Here is a 24,085-nt window from a genome sequence, read left to right as displayed (position 1 = left end):
GGATCGTCATGCCCAGGATCGTCAATGCCCGCGTCATCGTGACATGCCCCGGGCGCAACTTCGTGACCCTCAAGATCGAGTGCGACGACGGCACCACCGGGCTCGGCGACGCGACGCTCAACGGTCGCGAACTCAGCGTCGCGAGCTATCTGAGCGATCATGTCGTGCCATGCCTGATCGGTCGCGACGCGCACCGGATCGAGGACGTCTGGCAGTTTCTGTACAAGGGTGCCTATTGGCGGCGTGGCCCGGTGACGATGGCGGCGATCGCCGCGGTCGACACGGCCCTGTGGGACATCAAGGGCAAGCTGGCGGGGATGCCCGTCTATCAGCTGCTCGGCGGCGCCGCGCGCGACGCGTGCATGGTCTATGCCCACGCCAATGGCACGACGATCGACGACACGATCGCGGTCGCGAAAGCCGAGCAGGCCAAGGGCTATAAGGCGATCCGGCTGCAATGCGGCGTGCCCGGGCTCGCCTCGACCTATGGCGTCGCGAAGCACGGCGCACGCTACGAACCCGCCGATGCGGATCTGCCAAGCGAGAGCGTGTGGTCGACCGAGAAATACCTCCGCGTCGTCCCCGAGCTGTTCAAGGCGGCGCGCGAGGCGATGGGCTGGGACGTCCATCTGCTCCACGATATCCATCACCGGCTCACCCCGATCGAGGCGGCGCGTCTCGGCAAGGCACTTGAACCCTATAACCTGTTCTGGATGGAGGACCCGACGCCTGCCGAGAACCAGGAGGCGTTCAAGTTGATCCGTCACCACACGACGACGCCGATCGCGGTGGGGGAGGTGTTCAATTCGATCTGGGATGCCAAGGACCTGATCGAGCACCAGCTGATCGACTATATCCGCGCCACCGTCGTGCATGCGGGCGGTATCACGCATCTGCGCCGGATCGCCGCGCTCGCCGACCTCTATCATATCCGGACCGGGTGCCACGGCGCGACCGACCTTTCTCCCGTGGCGATGGCCGCCGCGCTGCACTTCGGGCTCTCCGTCCCCAATTTCGGGATCCAGGAGCATATGCCGCACACGGACGAGACCGACGCGGTCTTTCCCCATGCCTATCGCTTCGATGCGGGCATGATGCATCCGGGGGAGGCGCCGGGCCTCGGCGTCGATATCGACGAGGCGCTGGCCGAAACCCATGACTATCGGCGCGCCTATCTTCCGGTCGCGCGGCTGGAAGACGGCACGCTGTGCAACTGGTGAGCGCCGACGGAACGAGCCCCGCCGAGGTCGAGAAACCGCGGGGCCGGGTCCGGTGGATCGTCTGTGCGCTGCTGTTCGCGGCGGTGGTGCTGAGCTATGTCGACCGGCTCGTCCTGCCGACGCTGAAGCCCGATCTGCAGCAACGCTATGGCTGGAGCGAGACGGGCTATGCCGATCTCGCCATCTGGTTCCAGGCGGCGTACGGGCTGAGCTATCTCGTCTTCGGCCGGCTGATCGACCGGCTCGGCGCGCGGATCGGGTACGCGCTCGCGGTGGCGCTGTGGACGCTCGGCCATGTCGGCCACGTCTTCTTCACCTCGACCAGCGGGATGATCCTTGCGCGGATTCCGCTCGCGCTCGGCGAGGCCGGGACCTTCCCCGCCGCGATCGCCGCGACCAACGAATGGTTTCCGCGGCGCGAGCGGGCGCTTGCGATCGGCATCTTCAACGCCGGGTCGAACGTCGGCGCGATCCTCACGCCGTTGCTGGTCCCGATCATCGCGGTGACGATGGGCTGGCGCTGGGCATTCATCCTGACCGGGCTGCTCACGCTCGTCTGGCTGATCGTCTGGCTCGGCTTCTACCGCCGCCCCCGCGAGCATCCCCGGGTCACGGCCGAGGAGCTCGCCTATATCGAGAGCGAGCCGGTCGAACCTGGTCGGCCCGTCGCGTGGCGGACGCTGCTGCGGCAACGCCAGACCTGGGCCTATATCCTCGGGCGGTTCCTCATCGACCCGGTGTGGTGGACGTTCCTGTTCTGGCTGCCGGACTTCTTCAACCGGCAATATGGCGTGACGATGCTCGCCTTCGGCCCGCCGTTGATCGCGCTGTATCTGCTCGCCGATGTCGGGTCGGTGGCGGGCGGCTGGTTCTCGTCGCGGCTGATCGGACGCGGCTACAGCGTCAATCGCGCACGCAAGACCGCGATGTTCGCCTGCGCCCTGTGTGCGGTGCCGATCGCGTTCGCGACCCAGGTGCCGAGCATGTGGTGGGCGGTGCTGATGATCGGCGTGGCCTGTGCCGGGCACCAGGGGTTCTCGGCCAATCTCTATGCGCTGCCGGGCGATCTGCTGCCGCGCTGGGCGACGGGGTCGGTGGTGGGGCTGGGGGGCCTTTCGGGCGCAATCGGAGGCATGCTGATGGCGAAGTTCGCGGGTCGTATCCTCGAGACTGTCGGCAGCTATCAACCGATCTTCATCGTTGCGGCCTGCGCCTATCTCGTCGCGCTCGCCGTCATCCACCTCGTCGTGCCGCGCTATGCGCCGGTGCCCCCGGACCGCCTGGGGTGATGCCGGCGGCGCGAGCTTCGCGGCCCGTCCGGAGCGGCTAGACGTGGTGCTCGTGGCTTGCTTCGATCATCACCCGCGCGACCAGATCATAGGCGTCTTGCCAGGCTCGGTCGGTATCAGGATCGAAGTCCGCACCGGCGAAACGCGCTACGACATGGCGCAGCGAGTCGCCGATGATGGCGTAGTGATGATCCTTGGCGCCATACGCGACATGGCGTCGGCCCAGCGCCCTCAGTTCAGGACGCATCGCCTCGAACGCGGTCAGCCCGGTGACGATCTTGGCGAGCGTCTGCATGAAGAGCCGGCCCTGGACAATGCGGTCGTTCGTGAACAGCGCGCGGGATTCCGGGGCGAGCGCGAAGAGCCGGTCGTAGAAGATCGTCGAGGCCTCGTCCGCCGCGAACAGGATATGGACGAAGCTGTCGCGGACGAGATCGATCTGCCGCGGCGTCACCGGACGAGGTTCACCAGGATGCCGGTCGGCCGGGGTGGCCCGGGGATGGAGCGTCCGGTACTCGGCTCGCCCGACGGCGATCGTGGCGATATGGCATACATGCCTGTGACCTGTCGCATTCCGGCTCTCCCGACCCGCACGATTATGTACCGGTTTCAACAGCTTCACGATCAAGCGTCAATCCGCCATGTTGCACGCGTGTTACAATCGGCGCGAACCTCAAATCGTCGTATGGCGATCCCGTTGCGGCGGGAGTTTCGCCACAAGGGGGCGCGCCGAGCTTGACTGTTCGGCAGGCCAAGGTAGCGCTATCGGATTGACTTGGAGGAGAGAAGCTTTGGATCGCGTACCGGCACGGCCGTTTCGTTCGCGCGACTGGTTCGCCGACCCCGCCCGCTCGGACATGACGGCGCTCTATCTCGAACGCTTCATGAATTACGGGCTCACCCCCGCCGAACTGCGCTGTGGCAAGCCGATCATCGGGATTGCGCAGACCGGCAGCGACCTGTCGCCCTGCAACCGCATCCATGTCGAGCTCGCCAAGCGGACGCGCGACGGGATCATCGCGGCGGGCGGGATCCCGATGGAATTCCCGACGATCCCGATCTTCGAGAATTGCCGTCGCCCGACCGCGGCGCTCGACCGCAACCTCGCCTATATGACGCTGGTCGAGACGCTCTACGGCTATCCGATCGACGCGGTCGTGCTGACCACGGGATGCGACAAGACGACTCCCGCGGGAATCATGGCCGTGTCGACCGTCGACATTCCCGCGATCGTCCTGTCGGGCGGGCCGATGCTCGACGGATGGCATGACGGCGAACTCGTCGGTTCGGGCACGGTGATCTGGCGCAGCCGGCGCAAGCTGGCCGCAGGTGAGATCGACGAGGAGGAGTTCTTGGCCCGCGCCACCGACAGCGCGCCATCGGCCGGACATTGCAACACGATGGGGACGGCGTCGACGATGAATGCCGTCGCCGAGGCGCTCGGCATGTCGCTGACCGGGTGCGCCGCGATCCCCGCGCCGTACCGCGAACGCGGCCAGATGGCGTTCGAGACCGGACGCCGGATCGTCGACATGGCCTATGAGGATCTGCGCCCGTCGAAGATCCTGACGCGCGAAGCCTTTCTGAACGCGATCCGCGTCGTCAGCGCGATCGGTGGATCGAGCAACGCGCAGCCGCACATCATGGCGATGGCGCAACATGCGGGGGTCGCGCTCGACATGAGCGACTGGTCGACGCACGGCTATGACGTGCCGCTGATCGTCAACATGCAGCCGGCGGGCAAGTATCTCGGCGAGCGCTTCCACCGCGCGGGCGGCGTGCCTGCGGTGATGCACGAGCTGGCCGAGTCGGGACTGCTCGACACGACCTGCCTGACGATCACGGGGCAGAGCCTGGGCGACAATCTGACGGGTCGGGTGACGCGGGACCGCGAGATGATCCGCACGCTCGACGCACCGCTGATGGAGCATGCCGGGTTCCTGGTGCTCAAGGGCAATCTGTTCGATCATGCGATCATGAAGACATCGGTGATCTCCGACTCCTTCCGCGCGCGCTATCTGTCGACGCCCGGAGCCGAGAACCGGTTCGAGGCCCGCGCGGTCGTCTTCGACGGATCGGACGATTATCACCACCGCATCAACGACCCCGCGCTGGGGATCGACGAGCGGTGCATCCTCGTGATCCGCGGATCCGGTCCGATCGGCTGGCCCGGATCTGCCGAGGTGGTCAACATGCAGCCGCCAGACGCCCTGATCCAGCAGGGGATCCTGACTTTGCCGACGTTGGGCGACGGACGCCAGTCGGGCACGTCGGACAGTCCGTCGATCCTCAACGTGTCACCCGAAAGCGCGGTCGGTGGCGGGCTCGCCTGGCTGCGTGACGGGGATATGATCCGGATCGATCTGGTCGCCGGAACCTGCGACGCGCTGGTCGATGCGGACGAGATCGCCCGTCGCAAGACCGAGCCCGCGCCGCCGATCCCGCCGAGCAACTCGCCCTGGGAGGAACTGTACCGAGAAAAGACGGGGCAGCTGGCGCAGGGCGGGGTGCTGGACTTTGCGGTGAAGTATCGCGGAATTGCCGCGAAGACGCCGCGGCACAATCACTAGGCGCCGAGCGCGCCACCGACAGGCCGAAATGGGGCGGGCGGGAGGAACACCTCCCGCCCGCCCTTTTTCATGGTCCGGCTCAGCCGGTCATGTCTTCGAGTTCGCGACCCCGGGTCTCGGTGACCGCGGCGCGGACGAAGAAGAACGAGACGAGCGCGGCGATCGCATAGCCGAGATAGGTGAAGGCCAGCCCCGGCGAGAGGACGAGCGACGGGAAGCTGACCGAGATCAGCGCGTTGGCGATCCACTGCGCGAACCCCGCGACGGCGAGCGCCGAACCGCGGATCTGCGTCGGGAACATCTCGCCCAGCATCACCCACATCACCGGCCCCCAACTGACGTTGAAGAAGATCACGTAGAGATTGGCGGCGACCAGGGCGATCAGCCCGGTATTGCCGGGCAGCGTGACGCCGACGCCCGAGGCGGCGGGCACGGCATTCGAGAAGGCCCAGGCGACGATGCCGAGCGTGACGGTCATGCCGGCCGACCCGACCAGCAGCAGCGGCTTGCGCCCGATCCGGTCGATCAACGCGATCGTCAGGAGGCAGGCACCGATCGACAGGACGCCCGACAGGATGTTGATCTGAAGCGCATTGTCCTCGGTAAAGCCGACCGCTTCCCAAAGCGTCGCGCCGTAATAGAACACGACGTTGATGCCGACGAGCTGCTGGAACACCGCCAGACCGATACCCGCCCAGAGGATCGGACGGATCTTGCCGGTGGTCTTGTCGACCAGATCGGACAGGCGCGGCTTGTGATGATCGACCGCGAGCGAAGAGCGGATCTCGGCCACCTTGCGGCGGGCCTCGGCCGCACCGAACAGACGGGTCAGCACCACCTCGGCGCGGGCGTCATGACCCTTCACGACGAGATAGCGCGGGCTTTCCGGGATGAAGAACAGCGCGACGAAATAGATCGTCGCGGGGATCACCTGAAGCCAGAACATCCAGCGCCAGGCCTGATACCCGAGCCAGAACTCGGCGGTCGAGCCGCCTGCGAAGCGGGCGAGCGCGAAATTCGCGACGAACGCGCCGGTCAGGCCCGAGATGATCATCACCTGCTGGATGCTGGTGAGCCGTCCGCGGATATTGGCCGGTGCGACTTCCGAGATATAGACCGGCGAGGTGACGCTGGCGGCGCCGACGCCGAACCCGCCGATGATCCGCGCGATGATGAACAGCAGCGACGAATTCGCCGCCCCCGCTGCGAGCGCGCTGATGATGAACAGGATTGCGGCCAGCATCATCGTGTTGCGACGGCCGATCACGTCGGACAGCCGGCCCGCCGCGAATGCGCCGACCGACGATCCGACCAGGATCGCGCCGACATTGATGCCGATGCCCAGTCTACCGAGGTCGAACGCCGCCTCGATCCCCTTTTGCGTGCCGTTGATCACGCCCGAATCATATCCGAACATGAAGCCCCCGATCGTCGCCACCGCGACGATGAGGGCGATCAGCGCGCTGTTGACGCCCCCCGTATCGGTGGGTGAGCCCGTGGCCCTGGCTGTAGCCGTGCCGTTCATTAGTGACGTCCTTCCTGATGATGCACGCTCTGTTGGCGTGTTCAAGGTCTAGAGATTAAAGGTCCAAGCTGACCGGCATGACGGGAATGCCGCCAATGTCGGTCCGGAACGTGAAGATGTCGCCCGCGAGCGGTTGCGAGGCGAGGCGCTCGGCTGACAGTCCCTGTCGCGCGGTCGTCGCAAAGGCGGTGCGACCATCGTCCCCGCCCAGCGCGATCTTGGTGACGTTCGAGACGGGAAAGCGCACTTCGTCGGTCATCGTGCCATCGGGCGCGAACCGTCGTGCCGCCCAGCCACCGTAAAAGCCGACCCACACGCCACCGCCGGCATCGCAGATCGCGCCGTCGGGATAGCCCTTGCTCGCGTCGAACTTAAGGAAGGGGCGACCCGCGCCGATCGTGCCGTCGAGACCGATCGAGTGCGCGGCGATCGACAGGCCCAGCGTATCGACCAGATAGGCGGTGCGCCCGTCGGGCGAGATGGCGGGGCCGTTGGTGATGACGACGGGCGGTACGGCGGTCCTGCTGACGGCGCCGCGGTGCCACTGGTAGATATGGCCGGTCGGGTGGACTTCCCTGTTGTCCATCGACCCGAACCAGATCCTGCCGGCGGGATCGACCGCTGCGTCGTTGAGGCGATTGTCGGGCAGGTCCGGCTCGATGCCGTTCATCAGCGTGAAGCTGCCGTCGCGCGGATCGAAGCGGTGGAGGCCCTTGGCAAGCCCGGCGACCCACAGGCCGTCCTGCGCAGGCAGGATCCAGCCGACATGAGATGGTGCGTCGAAGCGATCGAGCGCATGCGACGCGGGATCATATCGATAGACGCAGGGCGCCTTGATATCGACGAACCACAGCGCCTTGTCGCGCGCCGACCAGACCGGTCCTTCACCGAGCTCGGCGCCGACCGAGGCGAGCAGACGGGCTTCGCTATCCATGGCTCAGCGCCAGCCCGCATCAATGAAATAATCGTGCCCGGTGCACATCCGCGCATCGTCCGACGCGAGGAACAGCACGAGTGCTGCGACGTCGATCGGCTGGATCCGGCCATCGAGGCACTGGGCGGCGACGATCTCCGCCTCCCCCTCGGGCGTGTACCATTTCTCCTGACGCGGCGTCTGGACATTGCCCGGGACGATCGTGTTGACGCGGATGCCGTCGCGGCCGAGGTCGCGTGCGAGGCCGCGCGTAAGGCCCTCGATCGCTGCCTTGCACGTCTGGTACAGGACCAGATCGGGCAGCGCGAGATGCCAGCTGATCGACCCGAAGTTGAGGATCGTACCGCCGCCGGCGCGCTTCATCGCAGGGACGACGGCCTGGGCTGCGAAGAACTGGTGCCGCAGATTGACGTTCAGCCGCTCGTCCCAATAAGCGGGCGTGACCTCGTCGACCCCGTGCCGGTCGTCATTGCCCGCATTGTTGATCAGGATGTCGATCCCGCCGAGCGCCTGCTCAAGCGTGCCGAAAACGTCCTTAAGCTGATCGATGTCGGTCAGGTCGCAGCGATGATAGATCGGCACATGGGCCGCATCGACCGCGAGGCGTTCGAGCAGCGCCTGGCTGGGTTCGTCGGCGACGTCGACGAACGCGACGCGCGCACCCTGGGCGACGAACGCCTCGACCAGACCCGCGCCGATGCCCGAGCCTCCACCGGTCACGAGGACCCGCTTGCCGGCGAGACTGGGATAGATGGCGCGGCCTTCACCGGCGCTGGTCTGCTGCAACACGGGAGTCTCCGTCTGATCGTAGGTCATGCGTCAAGAAGTTTGCGACGCGCGAGATTGGCCATCAGGCCGCCAATGCCCAGCGTCCATGCGGGCGCATCGCGCGAGGTGGTGACACGGTTGACCAGCGCGCCGAGCTTCGGGTTTGAGATGGTGACGACGTCGCCCATCTTGTGCGTGAAGCCGCGGCCGGGTTCGTCGCGGTCCTTGGTGGGGGCGAAGAGTGTGCCGAGGAACAGGACGAAGCCGTCCGGGTAATGATGTTCGCTCATCGCCTGCGTGACGAGATCGGTCGGGTCGCGGCTGATCTCGCGCATCGAGCTATGCCCGTCGAGCACATAGCCGTCCTCGCCCTCGATCTTGAGCGTCACGTCGCTCGCGCGGACGTCGTCGAGCGAGAAGCCGTCGTCGAACAGCCGGATGAACGGCCCGATCGAGCAGGAGGCGTTATTGTCCTTGGCCTTGCTCAGCAGCAGCGCGGAGCGGCCCTCGAAATCGCGCAAATTGACGTCGTTGCCGAGCGTCGCGCCGACGATCGCGCCGTCTGCATCGACCAGCAGCACGACTTCGGGTTCGGGGTTGTTCCACGTCGAATCGGACCGGATACCGATCGGGCCTCCCCAGCCGACGGTCGAGAGCGTCGGGCTCTTGGTGAAGATCTCCGCATCGGGGCCGATCGCGACCTCGAGATACTGCGACCACATCCCGTCCTCGATCAGCGCCGCCTTGAGCGCCGCCGCCTCGGCGGAACCCGGCACGACCGAACGGACGCTGCCGCCGATCCGGGCCTCCAGCCGGCCACGCACTTCGACGGCCTTGGAGGCATCGCCCCGGGCACGCTCCTCGATGACGCGCTCGATCGCGGACACCGCGAACGTCACGCCGGCGGCCTTGACGCATTGAAGGTCGATCGGGCTCAGCAGGCGCGCAGGCGCATCGATCGCCGCGGACAGGTCGAGCGATTCGAGCGTGCCCAGCGACTGGCCGGCGGCGGCGTCGAACGTGCCGCCCGCGACGAGCGCCGACACGGTCGGCGCGACGCGGGACATGTCGAAGACTTCACCGCGGCTGACCAATATCGGCGTGGGGCCGTCGCCGAGATCAACCCGGCCAAGCAGCAGCGCGTTGCGCCAGTCGGCAGGCAGCGCCGACAGGACCGGCGCGGCGATATGCGACATCAATTTCCCTCTCCACTCATGTTACCGCTATCGTATAGGCCATTGCCCGATCGTCAAGAGACGCGGACGAGATTGATCGTACAATAGGCTGCCCCGCTTCGGGACGAGCGGCGCGCCGTGGCCAGCGAGCTACGGACTTGTCCCGTTGAGACGCGATCGCGCTTGCCATTCGCGGGCCCGTGCCTACCGTGAGCATATGGAAAATATCGCATCGCCGCTCGATCTGCTCACCTCGCTCAAGATCGCCTTTGTCGAGCGTGACGAGGCCGCAGACGCTTTTGACGTGTTCAAGCAGGACGCGATCATGGCGCATGAACCGTCGCCCGCCGACGCACCGGCGATCAGCAGCGACGACGCCGCTGATGCCGCCGCGGGTGAGGTCGATGCGTTCGACGCGGAGGTCCGTGATCTGCTGGCCGCGGCGTCGGATGCCGATGTGATCGCCGCCTATCGCGCGACGGAGGGCGAGATCGGCGACCCCGCCGCCGAAGCGCTGCTCGGCGAGATCCGGCGGCGTCAACTGACCGCCTGACCCGCTGCGGCGGCGCGCTCGACGCGCAGGGGCCGCCGCCGCGTGACGATCACTTCGCCGCGACCGCCTTCGCCACGACACCGCGGTGCATGACGAAATGGACGTGCGTGAGCCGGTTGACGTCGTCGAGCGGGGACCCCCGCACCCCGATGATGTCTGCGGTCTTGCCGGGCGCGAGCGTGCCGATATCGTCCCGCCCAAGCAGATCCGCCGCGCCGCTCGTCGCTGCGGCGATGGCTTGTGCGGGGGTAAGGCCGTTCTGCACGAGCAGCGCGAATTCGGTCGCATTGTCGCCGTGCTTCGACACGCCGGTATCCGTCCCGAAGGCGACCTTGACGCCGGCCGCATAGGCACGGCGATGGCTGGCGGCCATTGCTGCGGCGGCGGACTCCGCCTTGACGATGGTGGCCGGGGGCAGGGCGCCGCCACGTGCCTGGGCGAGTGCTGCGACCGGCGCGATCTCGGTCGGCACCAGATAGGCGCCCTTAGCCTTGAAGAGGCGGATGGTCTCGTCGTCGAGAAACGTGCCGTGTTCGATCGAATCGACCCCCGCCTCGAGCGCGGCGCGGGTTCCCTCGGTCGCGTGGCTGTGCGCGGCGACCTTGCGGCCGAGCATGTGCGCGGTGTCGATGATCGCGCGCATCTCGTCCGGGGTCATCGCCCGGCCAAGGCCGCCGCTGACGTTCGACAGCACGCCGCCGGTCGCCGCAAACTTGATGACACGCGCACCGAGCGCAACCTGCGCCCGAACCGCGCGGCGGCAGTCGTCGGGCCCGTTGCAGACATTGACCTCGCGACCATGGACCATATCGGCGAATTCCTCGGCGAGGCCGTTGCCGCCATCGCCGTGCCCGCCGGTGACCGAGATCATCTCGCCGGCATTGGTGATGCTCGGCCCTTCGATCGCGCCCGCGTCGATCGCGTCACGCAAGGCACGGATACCGCGCGGATCGCCGCCAAGGTCGCGGACCGAGGTGAACCCTGCGGCGAGCGTCTGCCGCGCATTGGCGACCGCGGTCATCTCGTCATCGAACCGGTCGCGGGTCATTGCCTCGAGCCGCGCGCGCATCGGGTCGCCGCCGATGCCCCAGAGATGGACATGCATGTCGACCATGCCCGGCATCACGAACGCGGTGCGCAGGTCGACGAGTGTCGCGCCCGCCTCCGGCGCCACGAACCCGTCACGCAGCGCGACGATCTTGCCGTCGCGGACGATGATCGTGGTCGCGCCGCGCGGCGCCTGGCCTGGCCGATCGAGCAGCGTGCCGGCCTGGATATAGGTCACAACCGGTGGCGCCGTTTGCGCGTCGGCCGGAATCGCGGTCGCAGCGGCCAGCGCGACCAGTATCGCGGTTTTCATGTGTCTCTCCCCTTTTGTGCATGCTTGCCGATCCGCGACCTCCGGGCAAGCGTCGATGCGTGACGAAGACCGTCCGCCAACACCTGCTCAAAGCTGCACTTGAGAACCAATAGCAATACGTGATAGTGCGGCATCCGTGATCTGGGGGGCTGAAGGCAGATGATGATCGTTCGAGACTGCGCGCAATGACGCTGCGCCGCGTGCTGTTCCAGATGCACTGGTTTCTGGGGATTACCGCGGGGTTCGTGCTCGCACTGATGGGCGTGACCGGCGCCGCGATGGCGTTCGAGGACGAGATCATGGCGGCGCTCAGCCCGGGCGTGGTGACCCTCGCACCGCTGCCGAATGGAGCGGGCGATGCGGCAAGGCTGTCGCCCGATGCTCTGGTCCGGGCCGCATCCGCACAGCGCGGGGGCAAGCGGGTGCAGGATCTGACGATCGTGCGCGATCCCAAGCTTGCGGCGCAGGTTCGCTTCGCGGCGAAGAAGGGCCAGCGCGGTGGCGAGCGCAGCTATATTGACCCGCGAACCGGCCGGTTGCTCGGCACCGCCACCGGCGCGGGGGTGTTTCGCACGATCGAGAATCTGCATCGCTGGCTCGCGCTGCCGGGTGGACGCAACGGCATCGGCAGCCAGCTGACCGGCCTGTCCGCGCTGGCACTCGTCTTCTTCGCGGTGTCGGGGCTGTATCTGCGCTGGCCGCGCCACCCGCTCGACTGGCGCGCCTGGTTCGTGCTCGATCTGCGCAAGACCGGGCGCAACCTGTACCGGGCGCTTCATGCGGTGATCGGCGGCTGGGTGCTCGTCTTCTACCTGCTGAGTGCAGCGACCGGCCTCTGGTGGTCCTATGACTGGTATCAGCGGGGTGCGCGGTACATGCTGACCGGCACGACCGAGCGTCCGGAACGCGGCGGGCGTGAAGGGCGCGCGCCGGGTGGCCGTCGCGGCGACCGGGGTGATGTGACGGAAGAGTCGCGACCGATCGCCCCGGCCTGGGCGGGGTTCCAGCGTAGCGAGGGTTCGCGTTTCGACCGGGTGACGATCACGGTCCCGCAGGGCGCGGCGCCAGTGACGATGCGGATGGTACCGATCGGCGCGCGGTCCGACCGGATGACCGACGAACTCCGCTTTGACGCGCGGAGCGGTGCGCTGACCAAGGCGGAGCGCTATGCCGAGCGCGGCGTCGGCGAGACGATCGCGACCAGCATCTACCCGCTTCACACGGGGGCATTCTTCGGTCTGCCCGGGCGGATCGCGCTGTTCCTGACGAGCCTGACGATGCCGCTGTTCACGGTCACCGGCCTGCTGCTGTATCTCGGCCGCCGGCGGACCAAGCGGGCGCTGGCGGCGGTCGTGGTTCCTGCCTCGGCCGACAACGGGGGGGCGGACCGACCCGGCGTGCTGGTCGTCCACGCCTCGCAGACCGGCACCGCCGAGCGTCTCGCACGCCTCAGCGCTGCGGCGTTCCCGGGTGCTGCGATCCGGCCGCTGGCGACGGTGTCGCCGGCCGATCTGCGCGATGCCGGCACCGTCCTGTTCGTGGTGGCGACCTATGGCGAGGGCGATGCGCCCGACACCGCCCGGGCGTTCGAGCGTCGCGTGATGGCCGCGCCGGCCGATCTCGACGGGGTCCGCTACGCGGTGCTGGCGCTGGGCGACCACGAATATCCCGACTATTGCGCCTTTGGTCAGCGCGTCGACGCGTGGCTGCATGCGAGTGGGGCGCAGCGCCTGTTCGACCGGATTGAGCTCGATGCGGCCGATGCGGACGGCGAACGCCAGTGGCAGCAACAGCTTCACGCGATCGGCGCGGATCCGGCGCAGCCCGACTGGCAGCCGGCGGACTATGCCGCCTGGCCGCTGGTCGCACGAACATGGCTCAATCCCGACAGCCCGGGCGCGCCGATGTACCGGGTCGAACTCGGCATTCCCGCGGGCACGCGCTGGGCACCGGGCGCGATCGCCGAGATCGAGCCGCGTCACGATCCGGCCCGCGTCGCGCGGTTCCTGGCCGATTGCGGGATCGTCGATGACGGCCGGGTCGCGGTCGCCCTCACCAAGGCGACGCTGCCCGATCCGGCGACCTTCGAGGCAGGGGGGCGGGATCCGTTGGCGCTGCCGCCGCTTTCGCACCGAGAATATTCGGTCGCGTCGCTACCAGAGTCGGGCCGTGTCGAGCTGCTCGTGCGGCAATGTCCCGCAGCCGATGGCGGGCTCGGCATCGGTTCGGGGTGGCTGACGGAAGTGGCGTCGATCGGTGATCCTATCGCCATACGGCTTCGCGCCAATCCGGGGTTTGCGACACCGATGGATCCGGCGACCCCGCTCGTGCTGATCGGCAACGGCACCGGCCTCGCCGGGTTGATGGCGCATCTTCGCGAGCGGGCGCGGACCGGCGGCGCGCCCGCCTGGCTGTTCTATGGCGAACGCAGCAGCGCGTACGATCGCCCGCTCGCCGCCGAACTCGATGCGCTGCATGCCGCGGGTACGCTCGAGCGGATCGACCGTGCCTTCTCGCGCGATGCCGGCTGCGGGCGCTATGTCCAGGCGCTGGTCGCGGAACAGGCCGACCGAATGCGCGACTGGGCGAACCGGGGGGCGGCGATCTATGTCTGCGGCAGTCTCGTCGGGATGGCCGGCGCGGTGGATGCCGAACTCCGGATCATCCTCGGCGACGACCGGGTCGAGGCGATGAGCGAGGCCGGGCTGTACCGCCGCGACATCTACTGACCGCCGTCGACCTCAGCGCCGGTTCCGACCGGGGATGTCAGTCGACCCCCAGCGCCGGTCGCGACCGGCGATGTCAGTCGACATCCCCGTGTCCGTGGCCGACGGTGATGCGTGCGCCCGTATCGGCGCCCGCGCTGCCGCCCTCCCACCAATAAGCCTGGCGCTTGCGCGTGCCGGTGATCGTCTCGTTCAGCGTCGCGGCGTCGTAGAGGCGGCCGCCGAGCATGACCTGCGCGACCTTGTCGCTGTTGCGGATGTCGCTGGTCGGGTCGGCGGTCAGCACGACCAGATCGGCGAGCTTGCCGGGTTCGAGCGATCCGACGTCCTTGGCGTATCCCAGCGATCGTGCCGATTCGATCGTACCTGCGCGCAGCGCCTCGATTGGGGTGAATCCGCCCCGGACGAAGCTCCATAGTTCCCAATGTGCGCCGAGCCCCGGCTGCTGGCCGTGCGCGCCGATCGCCACGGGCACGCCCTTGACCGCGAGCTTGCGCGCCTCGCGTGCGGTCGCGCCATCGACATAATCCTCCTCAGGCGCGATCTCGCGCCGCGCATTTTGCGCCGCGAGCAGTGCCGGCGGCGCATGGCGGGCGAGCAGCGGATGCCGCCACACGTCGCTATGCGCGCGCCAATAGGGATCGCCCGCCGGCCCGCCATAGGCGACTACGAGCGTCGGCGTGTAGCCGACCGTCGACTGCGACCAGAGGTCGACCACATCGGCGTAGAAGTGCTCGAGCGGAACGTTGTGCTCGACCGTGGAATTGCCGTCCTGCACCAGGCTCATGTCGAGCGTGAAGAGCGAGCCGCCCTCGGGCACGACTTCCATGCCTTCCGCCTGCGCTGCCGCGACGACCATCTGGCGCTGCTCGCGGCGCGGCTGGTTGTAGTTCTTCACGCTGCGCGCACCCTGCGCCTTGAGGCGACGGACGACGGCGAGCGCGTCCTCATAGGTGTCGATCTGCGCATAGACGTCGGGCGCCTTCGCGCCATAGACGATCTCGCCGGTCGAGAAGGTGCGCGGCGCGAGCAGCATGCCCGCCTGCTGCATCTCGGCCGCCGGGAAGATTTCGGCGGAGCGCGACGACGGATCGTGGATCGTCGTGGTGCCGAGCGCGAGGTTCGCCATCGCCGACCAGTTCTGCTGCGGTACGATCTCGTCCTCGCCCTGCGGACCATGCGCATGCGCGTCGACCAACCCGGGGATAACCGTCTTGCCCGCCAGGTCGACGGTCTTCGCGCCTGCGGGAATGGCGATCGTACCACGTGGCCCGACCGCGACGATGCGGTCGCCGCGGATCAGGATCGTGGCGTCGTCGATGATCCCGCCATCGGCCTTCGCCATCGTCACGACGCGTGCGCCGGTCAGCGCCACCGTCGCGTCAGGCTTGGCGGCGGCGATGTCCATCGACAGCGAGGTGCCGGTGCGCGGCGCGACGAACTTCGGCGCGTCCTCACCCTTCGGCGTCGGCACCGCGCGGAACAGCGCCGCGGTCTCGGCCGTGTAGAGCGTCGGGCCCGCGCTCCAGTGGATCTGCCGGCCGTCGTTCGACCAGTTGATGAAGTCCGCACCGTCGCCACTGACGCGGGTGACGGGCAGGGGGCCGCCCTTGGCATCGGTCTCGACCGCCTGGCGTCCCGGCATCAGCGGCATCACGAACGCCTCGTAATTCTGACGGAAGGCGACGTAATCGCCCTGTGGTGAGATCTGATAGTCATTGACCAGCTCGCCCGAGGCATGGACGCGGCGGTCCTGTCCGTTGAGGTCGGTGCTGATCAGCTGGCGCTTGTCCTTCTCGGTCGCCATCAGGAAGACGCGGTCGTTCGCCGCCCCGAATTGCGGGCCGCTCGCCTCCTTGGCGATCCGCACCGGCGCACCGCCGCTGGCGGCGACGCGGTAGGCCCCGGCGTCGGGATTGCCCCGCGCCGCGGTCAGCCCGCCGCCGGGGCCCTGTTCGAACACGATCGTGCGCGCGTCGGGTGAAAAGCGCGGGCGGCGATAATGGCCGGCGACGGTCGTGACGGTGCGGGGCGAGCCGCCGCCTGCCGCGATCGTCCGGATCTGGCCGAGGCCCGTGTCCGTCCAGCCGACGAACACGATCTGGCGGCCGTCGCGCGACCAGCTCGGGAACAGTTCGAATTCGTCCGCGCCGCGCGTCAGCCGCGTCGCGGTGCCACCCGCAACGGGCTTGGTCCACAGCTTGCCGAGCGTCTCGAACACGACGGTGCGGCCATCGGGCGAGACGCTTGCCCAGCGCGGCATCTTCGTCGCGAACCGGTCGGGTGCGACCGCGACCTGCGGATGGACTGCATCGACGATGACGCGCGTATCGTCGATGCGGAACGGGATCACTGCCGCGCCCGAGCCGTCGGGCGCCACCCGGCGCAGCTTGCCCCCCGCCCAGAAGACGATCGCCGTGTCGCCCGGCGTCCAGGCCATGTCGGGATAGACCCCGGTAACGGCCCAGGTTTCCTGCACGTCGCGGTCGAGCGGGCCATAGATCATGCGTTCGACCCCGGTCGCGAAGTCCTTCACCCATAATTTGGTGACGTTGTTCTCGCGCCGGACAAAGGCAATCCGCTTGCCGTCGCGCGACGGTGTCGGCCGGACCGAGCCGCCGACCCCCGATACTGCGGTGCTGACCTCGCCGCTGTCGACGTCATAGCGTTCAATATCGAACAGGTCGGTGCGCGAATTCTGCGCATATTCAAAGATCGGACCGGGCGAGATGTTGCGCGTGTAGAAGATGCTCTTGCCGTCGGGCGCGTAGATTGGCTCGCCCAGTTCCTTCTGCAGCACCTCGCTCGCACGCTTGACGAGCTGGACGCCGCCGCCGCCCGAGACGTGATAGAGCCAGATCTCGCCCGTGCCGAGCGAGCGGCCGGTCGTGAAATGCTTCTTGGCGGCGATGAACCGGCCGTCCGGGCTCCAGCTCGGCTGGTTGAGCAGGCGGAAATCCTCGTTCGTCACCTGGCGTTTGTCGCTGCCGTCGACGTTCATCACCCAGATGTTGTCGCCGCCGCCGCGGTCCGACGTGAAGGCGATGCGGCGGCCGTCGGGCGAGAAGCGCGGCTGATGCTCGAACGCCAGCCCCTCGGCGATACGTCGCGGCGTGCCGCCAGTGATCGGCATGGTGTAGAGGTCACCGAGCAGGTCGAAGGCGATCAGCCGGCCGTCGGGCGAGACGTCGACGTTCATCCAGCTGCCCTCGTCGACATGCAGGCCGATTTCGCGCGTCTTCAGTCCGCGCGGCTGCATGACGTCCCAGACCGGCGGCTTGGCGGACGATTTCGATGTGGCAGCCGAGGCATTGGCGGGCACGGCGATAGGGACCGGGGCTGCGGCGACGGGCTGGGGCGACGGGTTGGCGTCGGCGCGGGTCGTCGCGGGGGTGGGCGCCGTCGCCTGATTCTCGGGCGCCTGGGTTCGTTCGACGGGCTTGGCGGCGGGTGGCGGCGTGGTCTGTGCGGACAGTTCGGTGGCGACGAGGCAGAGTGCGATGGCGGTCAGTGCGCGGTGCTTCATGGTGTAGAGATCCCCCCTTGTGCGGCAGGGTCTAACCGATTGATCGCGATCGTCACTCGCAAATTTCTTTTAGCGGGTCGCTTCTCGTCCTGTCGTCGCCGCTCCGCTTTGTACCGGCCTCGGACGTGATCTTCGCCGGTCGCAAGTGGATGGAAGGCGAGAGCACGTCACGCCGAGTCTAGAGCGTCGCGTCACAAGCAAGTTTCTCCACCTTGCTTGCGCTTTGGACGCGTTGACCGACGACCGATAGCAATGACCCCAGCGGATACTATTCCATGGCGGACGGACTCGCAACGGAAGCGGAATGGTGCGGCCTGAGGAACGCAAAGTCCTGTCATTGATACCGATTGAGACCGTTACGACACAAAATCCATACCGCGTGTCATTTCTGAAATTATTGGTATTGTTTTGATATTTGGGACGTGACAGCATGTGCCTGTCCGAGGGTCCGGATGGTAATGCCGAACAAGGTCAGCAAGGTCACGGGGCGACAGATCCCGATGAAAGCGCTTCCTGTTGTTCATCGAACGCTTCCGAACAGGGTCGGCAGCAATCGATACGATGCATCACCATCCATGTGACCCGATCGGCAACATGGGGGGTAATGGAATGGTGCTGTTCAAAGGGTTTCTGACTACGACATGTTGCGTCGCGGCGTTGTTTGCGATGCCGGCTCAGGCGCAGGCCCAGGCGTCGGATACAGGCGCGGGCGATGGTGCGCAGGAAAGCCAGACGGCGATCGGCGATCCCGTCGCCTCCGCCAAGCTCGCCGCAGATGCCGAACGCACCGGCGATCGGCGGGAAGCGTCGGATATCGTCGTGACCGGCACGCGCATCGCGCGGCCGAACAACCGGTCCGCCGCGCCGATCGTGACGACGACTGCCGCAGAAATCGCGGCACAGGGCGCGACGACGATCGAGGAGGTGCTGAACCGCCTGCCGCAGGTTCAGGTGAACTCGGAACAGAATTTCAGCGATTCCGAAGGTCGCCAGCGCATCAAGCTGCGCAGCCTGGGCTATGAGCGCACGCTGACGCTGATCGACGGCCTCCGCATGGGCCTCGCCAACACGGTCGATGTCGGCATCATCCCGAACGCACTGGTCGAGCGGATCGACGTGCTCACCGGCGGTGCCTCGTCCGTCTATGGATCCGACGCGGTGTCGGGCGTCGTCAACTTCGTGCTGAAGAAGAACTTCGAAGGCATCCGGCTCGACGCGAACTACAGCTTCTACAATCACGACAATGGCAGCAACGCGGTCACCGAGGCGGCAGGTCGCGCGGGTTTCGCCGCCAAACGCGGATTGACCAATGACGGTGGTCGTTCGGATGTCAGCCTGGCGGCGGGTACCAATTTGTTCAACGACCGGGTGAACCTCACCGGGTTCATCAACTACCGCCAGTCCAATCCAATCGAGCTGGTCGATCGCTCCTATTCGGTTTGCGAGGCGGTCCAGCCGACCAACACCTCGCCGCTCGGTTGTTCGCGTGCAAGCTTCACGCCCGCCGGTACGATCATTCCGCAGTCGGGGCCGCGCGCCGGGCAGATCCTGGTCAACAATCCCAACGGCAACGGGACCTTCATTCCGATCAACAGCGGGCCGCAGGGCTCGTCGGCCAACCCCTATGACAATTGGGCGGTCCAGCGCGCGTTCAACCGCGTCAACCTTGGCGGTTTCCTGACCGCCAAGATCAGCGATGACATCGAGCTGTACGGCAACGGGCTGTTCTACCGCGACAAGTCCTACAACACCCAGCTCAATCGGACGTTCAACTTCGGTGCGTACGGCTCGGACCCGTTCCGCGTGAATTGCGACAACGCGTTCCTGTCGTCCTCGCAGGCACAGGATCTGTGCGGCGACAACGCCGGTGTCGCCGGACAATATGCGCCGATCGACGTCCGCTATCGATTCGATGGGCTGCCACTGGTGCGGCAGCGCTTCACCAACGAGGGCTATCGTATCGTCGCGGGGCTGCGCGGGCGCGGCTTTGACGACGTGTGGTCGTACGATGTCGCGGGCATGATCTCGCGCGCGCGCCTCGACACCATCGACGTGCCGTTCGCGCGCTTCGAGAACATCAATCGTTCGCTCGACGTCGTCCGGGTCAACGGCACGCCGACCTGTCGTGCGGTCGTCAACGGGACCGATCCGTCCTGCGTGCCCTTCAACGCGTTCGCGCCGTTCAACCAGGATGCGGCGCTCAACCAGTATCTCTACGGTGGCGCGACCGGCGGGATCAGCACGCGCATTCCGCGCCTGTTGCAGTTCGTCGGCACCGTCAGCGGCGATCTGGGCCGATACGGCATTACCTCGCCACTCGCGGACCAGGGCATCGCGATCGCGCTGGGCGCGGAATATCGCGAGGAAATGGAACGCACCATCGTCAACGAGATCTTCCAGCAGAACAATGGCGGCGAGAACCAGCGCTTCACGCAAAGCATCCTCGAAGCCAATGCCGAGGTGCAGGCACCGCTGATCGAACATCGCCGCTTCGCCGAGCTGCTGCAGGTCAACGCCGGCTACCGCGTGTCGCAGTACAACCGGCTCGCCGGCAAGTTCGATACCTGGAAGGTCGAGGGGCTCTGGTCGCCCGTGGCGGACATCACGCTGCGCGCCTCGTACAACAAGTCCCAGGCCGCACCGGGTGTCAGCACCGCGCAGGGTGCCGCCAACATCTTCTGGAACCAGGGCTTCTATGCCGATCCCTGTGCGCCGCGGATCGACCCGTCGAACCCCAATGGCGCGCGACTGGCGCCGTCCGCGACGTTGCAGCAATGCCGTAACACCGGCCTTGCCGACAATCTCTATGGCAGTGCCTCGCTGATCTGTCCTGACGATCGTTGCACCGTGCGCGAGGGCGGGTTCAACCTGACGCCCGAAAGTGCCTTCACCAAGACGTTCGGCGTCGTGCTGCGCCCACGCTTCCTACCCGGCCTGACGGTGTCGATCGACCGCTGGCTGATCGATCTGAAGGACCAGCTCGACTTCCTCCAGCCGCAGAACATCATCGGCGAGTGCCTTGCGACCGGGAACGAATATTTCTGCCGCGGCATCGTCCGCAATCCCGGCACCGGCACGCTCTCGAGCTCGCCTGCGACCAGTCCGTCGACGGGCTGGGTGGCTCGCGGCTCGGCCAATGGCTACAAGTCGCAGTCGCATGGCTGGGATTTCCAGGGGCAGTATAATGTCGGTCTGGGCGGCGTCGGCCGGCTCGACATGAGCTTCAACGGGACGCTGATGACCCGCGTTGGCTCGCAATCGTCGCCCACGATCGAACCGCGCAACTGCGTGGGATATTTCGGCAATCTCTGCGGCGAGAGCATGCCGCGCTGGAAGCACCAGCTCCGCACCACCTGGACCGCGCCCGACAGCACGACCAGCCTGTCGGTCAACTGGCGCCACCGCGGCGCGATGCCGCTCGATATCTACGCGCCCGAGGACACCGGTATCCCCGCCCAGGACGCGAGCGCCCGGCGCGATCAATACCCGGGTGTCGGTTCGTACAACTGGATCGACGTGGCGCTCAGCTTCGACATCAACAAGCAGATGACGTTCCGGCTGGCTGCCAACAACATCTTCGACCGCGATCCGCCGCTCATCCCGGACAGCCGTTCGCGGATCGGTCTGCTGCGCGGCAATACCGTGATGGGGTATGACCTGCTCGGCCGGCAGCTCGTCGCAGGGGTCTCGCTGCGGCTGTAACGCGACCGACTGATGTGATCGCCGGGGTCCGGATCAGGACCCTGGCGATGTTTCAACTTGCTACGGTCTGCGAACGCCGGATTTTAGCAGCCTCTAACGTCCTGGCTCCGTCGCCCCCGCTGGCGACAGCAAAGCAGCGGCGACGGGCTGTTCCGGCGTTGAGAACGCCCCTTTGGCGACCGGCAGCAGCATTTTGCGCGCTTCACCCCGAAGGTCGCGGGCGATCAGCTCCTCACCGAGCTTCAGTCTCGGACCGGGCGCGGCGGGCGCAGACTGAACGATCTTGTACAGCCCCTCTACCGCGACATCCGGGGCCTGCTCGCCCGCGGTCGCAAAGCTGTCGTGATACGCGATCAGCGCAAGGCTGCTCTCCGGGTCCAGGCGGTTGGCCCTGACGATGAAACGTCTCGCGTCCGCAAGCCGCTGCCGACGTTCGGCCGCCGGAGCGCGTATAGCCAGTTGCGTCCGCGCCGTGCCTTTCCATACCAGCGCGCGTGTTTCGGTCGGCGACAGTGCAATCGCCCGTTCGGCGGCGTCGAGACAGGCTTCGGGATTGCCGGTGCGGCATTCGGCCTCGGCCAGGAGCAGGTGGTTTTCGGTCAGGGCGGGGAAGCGGGTCGCGTTGTCGCGAAGCCGGTTGGGCCACGCGGAGCGTCGCGCGAGCGCCTTCTCACGGTCGGTGCCGGCGTCGGGCACCTCGATCCGCGCGCCGAGTTCAAGCCGGCCACGGATCAGCCCGGCCTCCGCCCGGGTCAGACGTCGGATGCTGGGTTCCGGCGCGCGATCGGCCGGGAAGGCCATCTTCTCAGCCTGTAATTTGCGGCCTCGGTAGGCGGTCACGGCGCTTTGGAACTGGCTCGGATCGCCAAGGGCGCTCGCGGCGGTCTGCAAGTCGTCACCCCGTGCCAGGGCGTTCAGATAGCCGTGAAGCCGCGGCTTCCACTCCTCGGAGAAATACAGGAGGTGGACCAGCCGCCATGCGTGATAGGGCGTCCAGGCCCGACCCTTGCCCGAGAGATAGCGCCCATCGAGGATGTGCGTGACCGGATACAGACCGTAATGATGCATGACCTTCGCGTAGCCCGGTGGAAGGTGGCCATATTCGACGTAGTCGTCGCCGGCTTCCATCGTCGCGAACAATTCTCCGAACCCCTGAAGATACCAGCGCGGATACGCTGCCGGAAAATAGGTCATCAGGTAGTTCTGGGCGAAGGCGGCATAGACGCGGGATTCGGCCCATTGGCAAAAGGCAATCTCGTTCACCGCGAGCTGTCCGAGAATCTGGTTCACGTCGTACGTCGGCTGTCCGGTCGCCGTCACCCTGGGGCTTATGTAGTAATCGACGATTGGAGGGTTTCGGTCCTGCTCGCGCGTACAATTGCGGCTCGTCTTGCGGCCGACGGAGGGCTGAAGAACCAGGTTTACGCCCTCCTCGGTCGTTGCGAGCACCGACCCTTCATCACGCGGATCATAGTAGATCGTCTTTTCGAACGCCTGCGGGAAGGGACCATATTGCCAGCGCAAATCAGTCAGTCGAAGCTGTTCGAACGCCGCGACATCGCCGATCATCGTCACGGCGATCTTGATCGTCTCGTCAGGCTGATCCACCCGGCCATGAAGGACCGAGAGCAGGAAGTGCAGCTTTTCGAGATTGTGCGCGGTGCGTCGCAATGCCGTTTCGTCGCCCTGACTGAAAACGACGACGTGCGGCGTTTCCGCCATTCGCCACTCGCTCAACTCCACCTTGGATTCGCGGCTTCGGTTGCCCGTGACGATGATGGTCGAGTCGCCATTCTTCACCGGTGCCGCAAGCTGCGCCTGCACCGGGACGCTGACGGCCACACCCAGGATGAAGAGCAACCACCGCTTCATTTGTCTGAAGCCCCGCATTACCTCAAAGCATTCGGATGTACATGAAGCTCCTGACCGAACCCGAAATCAAGTCATTCCGAGACCAGGGTACCGGTACAGACGATCTTCAGGCACCGTCTGTAAAAATGTCTGCTTCTCACCCCATTCTGGACCCTCGGGATCACGCGGTGCCCCGAAAGTGGCTCCGATTTGATTGGGCTGTTTATGAACCGATTGGGGTCTCCGGGGATGCGAACACGCCGGAAACGGGACTTGGGCGTCGTTAGGTGCCCGTGTGAGGCAAGCTGAGACGATGCTTTGGCGGAAGAGGTGGGATTCGAACCCACGGTAGAGTTACCCCTACGCTGGTTTTCAAGACCAGTTCCTTAAACCACTCGGACACTCTTCCGCACCGCATCCGCGCCGCCGCAATGGCGGAGGGGCGTGTGCGACCGGCATCTAGGTCGGGGTGGAGCGTTGCGCAACTCTTTCGCACGGAGGGGGGCGGCCGTTCGACATGGCTTGCCACGATCGCCCGGCTCGGGCAGCGCTGCGCCATGGATCTCGATGCGATGCTCACCCATTATTTCGGCACGACCGATCTCGATACGCTGAGTACGATCGCGATCGATGACGGTCTCGAGCGCGTCCGGATCGCGTTCGGGACCGAGCGCGAGACCGGCCGGCGGTTTGCGCTGTGGGCCGTGCTGGCGACTCTCGGCGATGCGCCCGAGCCGCGTGACGCGTTCAAGACCGCGGCCGAGCAACAGGCGGCGCAGGCCTATGTGCGCGCGCTGCGGACTGCGGACACGCGGGACGACTAGTCGCCCCGTGGGGGCAGACGGATAGCTTTGGCAGGGCGGGCGTTGGGGACGCAACTCCCGAC

At 66.6% G+C, this 24,085-nt stretch carries 15 protein-coding genes and 1 tRNA gene; 7 read left to right on the top strand and 9 right to left on the bottom strand.

Annotated elements, in window-relative coordinates:
* Window positions 1-8: 8 nt before the first annotated feature.
* Window positions 9-1,220: a D-mannonate dehydratase ManD gene (gene manD, locus IFT54_RS08675; RefSeq protein ID WP_031394598.1), complete on the top strand. Its 1,212-nt coding sequence runs from the start codon at window positions 9-11 to the stop codon at window positions 1,218-1,220.
* Window positions 1,217-2,509, top strand: coding sequence for an MFS transporter (locus IFT54_RS08670; protein ID WP_192070328.1), 1,293 nt, complete (start codon window positions 1,217-1,219; stop codon window positions 2,507-2,509). The genes manD and IFT54_RS08670 overlap by 4 nt, the downstream gene beginning before the upstream one ends.
* A 37-nt stretch (window positions 2,510-2,546) precedes the next feature.
* Here the strand turns inward: IFT54_RS08670 and IFT54_RS08665 are convergent, their stop codons facing one another.
* Window positions 2,547-3,131, bottom strand: a complete 585-nt coding sequence (locus IFT54_RS08665) for a globin domain-containing protein (protein WP_342354801.1) — start codon at window positions 3,129-3,131, stop codon at window positions 2,547-2,549.
* A gap of 169 nt (window positions 3,132-3,300) precedes the next feature.
* Between IFT54_RS08665 and IFT54_RS08660 the strand changes: the two genes are divergently transcribed.
* A complete protein-coding gene (locus IFT54_RS08660) occupies window positions 3,301-5,079 on the top strand; it encodes an IlvD/Edd family dehydratase (protein WP_192070326.1) in 1,779 nt (592 codons plus the stop codon).
* A 79-nt stretch (window positions 5,080-5,158) separates the two neighbouring features.
* On the opposite strand, the gene IFT54_RS08655 is transcribed toward IFT54_RS08660, so the two are convergent.
* Genes IFT54_RS08655 through IFT54_RS08640 form a run of 4 tightly spaced genes read right to left on the bottom strand, consistent with a single transcriptional unit; the run spans window position 5,159 to window position 9,502 of the window.
* On the bottom strand, window positions 5,159-6,604 hold the full coding sequence (locus IFT54_RS08655) for a sugar porter family MFS transporter (RefSeq protein WP_192070325.1): 1,446 nt from the start codon (window positions 6,602-6,604) through the stop codon (window positions 5,159-5,161).
* 55 nt (window positions 6,605-6,659) lie between these two features.
* Complete coding sequence (locus IFT54_RS08650) at window positions 6,660-7,538, bottom strand: SMP-30/gluconolactonase/LRE family protein (RefSeq protein ID WP_192070324.1); 879 nt, start codon at window positions 7,536-7,538, stop codon at window positions 6,660-6,662.
* A gap of 3 nt (window positions 7,539-7,541) precedes the next feature.
* Window positions 7,542-8,354: an SDR family NAD(P)-dependent oxidoreductase gene (locus IFT54_RS08645; protein WP_192070323.1), complete on the bottom strand. Its 813-nt coding sequence runs from the start codon at window positions 8,352-8,354 to the stop codon at window positions 7,542-7,544.
* Window positions 8,351-9,502, bottom strand: a complete 1,152-nt coding sequence (locus IFT54_RS08640; protein WP_192070322.1) for a fumarylacetoacetate hydrolase family protein — start codon at window positions 9,500-9,502, stop codon at window positions 8,351-8,353. Before IFT54_RS08640 ends, IFT54_RS08645 begins: the two co-directional genes overlap by 4 nt.
* 196 nt (window positions 9,503-9,698) lie before the next feature.
* Between IFT54_RS08640 and IFT54_RS08635 the strand changes: the two genes are divergently transcribed.
* Window positions 9,699-10,034: a hypothetical protein gene (locus tag IFT54_RS08635; protein WP_192070321.1), complete on the top strand. Its 336-nt coding sequence runs from the start codon at window positions 9,699-9,701 to the stop codon at window positions 10,032-10,034.
* 49 nt (window positions 10,035-10,083) lie between these two features.
* Here the strand turns inward: IFT54_RS08635 and IFT54_RS08630 are convergent, their stop codons facing one another.
* The gene (locus tag IFT54_RS08630; RefSeq protein ID WP_192070320.1) at window positions 10,084-11,394 is read right to left on the bottom strand and encodes a metal-dependent hydrolase family protein; all 1,311 of its coding nucleotides are present in this window, start codon (window positions 11,392-11,394) and stop codon (window positions 10,084-10,086) included.
* A gap of 185 nt (window positions 11,395-11,579) precedes the next feature.
* Between IFT54_RS08630 and IFT54_RS08625 the strand changes: the two genes are divergently transcribed.
* A complete protein-coding gene (locus IFT54_RS08625) occupies window positions 11,580-14,123 on the top strand; it encodes a PepSY domain-containing protein (RefSeq protein ID WP_192070319.1) in 2,544 nt (847 codons plus the stop codon).
* Window positions 14,124-14,196: 73 nt separating this feature from the next.
* Here the strand turns inward: IFT54_RS08625 and IFT54_RS08620 are convergent, their stop codons facing one another.
* A complete protein-coding gene (locus IFT54_RS08620; RefSeq protein ID WP_192070318.1) occupies window positions 14,197-17,646 on the bottom strand; it encodes an amidohydrolase family protein in 3,450 nt (1,149 codons plus the stop codon).
* Window positions 17,647-18,255: 609 nt separating this feature from the next.
* Here IFT54_RS08620 and IFT54_RS08615 point away from each other — a divergent pair.
* The gene (locus IFT54_RS08615) at window positions 18,256-21,348 is read left to right on the top strand and encodes a TonB-dependent receptor plug domain-containing protein (protein WP_244648736.1); all 3,093 of its coding nucleotides are present in this window, start codon (window positions 18,256-18,258) and stop codon (window positions 21,346-21,348) included.
* A gap of 93 nt (window positions 21,349-21,441) precedes the next feature.
* Here the strand turns inward: IFT54_RS08615 and IFT54_RS08610 are convergent, their stop codons facing one another.
* Together IFT54_RS08610 and IFT54_RS08605 are read right to left on the bottom strand one after the other, a co-directional pair.
* Window positions 21,442-23,220 carry a tetratricopeptide repeat protein gene (locus IFT54_RS08610; RefSeq protein WP_192070317.1) on the bottom strand — a complete coding sequence of 593 codons (1,779 nt, stop codon included), beginning with the start codon at window positions 23,218-23,220 and terminating at the stop codon, window positions 21,442-21,444.
* 298 nt (window positions 23,221-23,518) lie between these two features.
* Window positions 23,519-23,608, bottom strand: a tRNA-Ser gene (locus IFT54_RS08605).
* Window positions 23,609-23,756: 148 nt separating this feature from the next.
* Between IFT54_RS08605 and IFT54_RS08600 the strand changes: the two genes are divergently transcribed.
* The gene (locus tag IFT54_RS08600; RefSeq protein ID WP_192070316.1) at window positions 23,757-24,023 is read left to right on the top strand and encodes a hypothetical protein; all 267 of its coding nucleotides are present in this window, start codon (window positions 23,757-23,759) and stop codon (window positions 24,021-24,023) included.
* Window positions 24,024-24,085: the final 62 nt, after the last annotated feature.

The organism is Sphingomonas sp. CFBP 13714 (genome assembly GCF_014842205.1).
GTDB lineage: Bacteria > Pseudomonadota > Alphaproteobacteria > Sphingomonadales > Sphingomonadaceae > Sphingomonas > Sphingomonas aerolata.
The sequence above is the reverse complement of the archived record's forward strand: the minus strand, read 5'-3'. Positions and strand labels throughout refer to the sequence as shown.

Excerpts from the sequence above, each read along its gene's own strand:
- IFT54_RS08635 (WP_192070321.1), top strand. The coding sequence starts at position 9,699 with ATGGAAAATATCGCATCGCCGCTCGATCTGCTCACCTCGCTCAAGATC.
- IFT54_RS08650 (WP_192070324.1), bottom strand. The coding sequence starts at position 7,538 with ATGGATAGCGAAGCCCGTCTGCTCGCCTCGGTCGGCGCCGAGCTCGGT.
- IFT54_RS08640 (WP_192070322.1), bottom strand. The coding sequence starts at position 9,502 with ATGTCGCATATCGCCGCGCCGGTCCTGTCGGCGCTGCCTGCCGACTGG.
- IFT54_RS08620 (WP_192070318.1), bottom strand. The coding sequence starts at position 17,646 with ATGAAGCACCGCGCACTGACCGCCATCGCACTCTGCCTCGTCGCCACC.
- IFT54_RS08655 (WP_192070325.1), bottom strand. The coding sequence starts at position 6,604 with ATGAACGGCACGGCTACAGCCAGGGCCACGGGCTCACCCACCGATACG.
- IFT54_RS08645 (WP_192070323.1), bottom strand. The coding sequence starts at position 8,354 with ATGACCTACGATCAGACGGAGACTCCCGTGTTGCAGCAGACCAGCGCC.
- IFT54_RS08610 (WP_192070317.1), bottom strand. The coding sequence starts at position 23,220 with ATGAAGCGGTGGTTGCTCTTCATCCTGGGTGTGGCCGTCAGCGTCCCG.
- IFT54_RS08630 (WP_192070320.1), bottom strand. The coding sequence starts at position 11,394 with ATGAAAACCGCGATACTGGTCGCGCTGGCCGCTGCGACCGCGATTCCG.
- manD (WP_031394598.1), top strand. The coding sequence starts at position 9 with ATGCCCAGGATCGTCAATGCCCGCGTCATCGTGACATGCCCCGGGCGC.
- IFT54_RS08615 (WP_244648736.1), top strand. The coding sequence starts at position 18,256 with ATGGTGCTGTTCAAAGGGTTTCTGACTACGACATGTTGCGTCGCGGCG.
- IFT54_RS08625 (WP_192070319.1), top strand. The coding sequence starts at position 11,580 with ATGACGCTGCGCCGCGTGCTGTTCCAGATGCACTGGTTTCTGGGGATT.
- IFT54_RS08600 (WP_192070316.1), top strand. The coding sequence starts at position 23,757 with ATGGATCTCGATGCGATGCTCACCCATTATTTCGGCACGACCGATCTC.